Source organism: Rhizobium sp. 05L429 (assembly GCF_056397645.1).
The window spans coordinates 1-1,021 of record NZ_JBFTNV010000081.1 but is presented as its reverse complement, the minus strand read 5'-3'; the positions used below and the strand labels follow the sequence as shown (position 1 = coordinate 1,021).

Annotated in this window: 1 protein-coding gene; it reads right to left on the bottom strand. The window is 60.3% G+C overall.

Annotated elements, in window-relative coordinates:
• The coding region (locus AC1DNW_RS35390) for a hypothetical protein (RefSeq protein WP_477855803.1) at positions 1–1,021 on the bottom strand (1,021 nt) is incomplete at both ends.

Here is a 1,021-nt window from a genome sequence, read left to right as displayed (position 1 = left end):
CGTAGGTTTTGAATGTACTGTCGGGATTGACGCTCTTCGTGATCCGGTCGAGCGCATCGTAGCTGTTGACCGTCCATTGCGCCGTTTCACCGACAAAGCGCACGATCGATGACTGCTGCACATTACCGCGGGCATCGTAGATCGTATCGGTGATGCGGGCAGGACCGGTCGCACTATCCCCCGATGTCTCCACCCGCCACGGGCGGCCGAGCCCGTCATAATAGGTGCGGGCATAGCTCTCGCCGGTGCCCGATGTCAGCGGCTTTGAGACGACGACCGCCTGCAGGGCCGGATTGCCCTCGTTCTCAAAACGGGTGTTGGTGTAATTGCCGGAACCCGAATGCGTATAGCCGTAGGGGCGGCAATAGGCGTCATAGGTGAACGTCTCGACGATGCCGTTCGGATCGGTCTTGGTCGACGGCAGGCCGCAGACCGGATCATAGGCCGTCGTCGACACGAAGCGCGTGTCTGCCGGCAGGCTACCAGCAGCGAAGTATTTGGGGCTGCGCTCGGTGACCGGATAGAGATGGTAGGTTGGATCGTAATCCCATTCGGTACGGTTTTTGGCACCGTCCGTCTCGGAGATCCGGTTGCCATAGGCGTCATAGGTATAGGTGCTGGTCACCCATCTCTGCGGCGCGACGACCGCCGCATAGGCGAGCTTTTGTGTCAGATTGCCCTGGACCGGCGCGGCAGTGTAGTCGCTGCCGCCATCATAGACATAGCGCTCATACTTCAGCGTCGTGGCCGTGGCGGCATCGAAGCCGCCCGAGCGCACGCCGATGGCCGTCGGCAGCGACGTAATGAACTTCGTCGTGTTCGGGGCATAGGTATAGCTCGTCCAGCGCTCGTCGCCGGCGACATCCTTGCGACCGTATTCCTTCAGTTCGGTGACATTGTGGTAGGCATCGAACACCCGCTCGGTGCGCTGGGTCAGCGCATAGGGATTGTAGAGCGTCGTCTCTGTCGCCGTGTTTTTAACCCAATACGGCTCGGAGCTGACATTGACCTCATAGGTCTC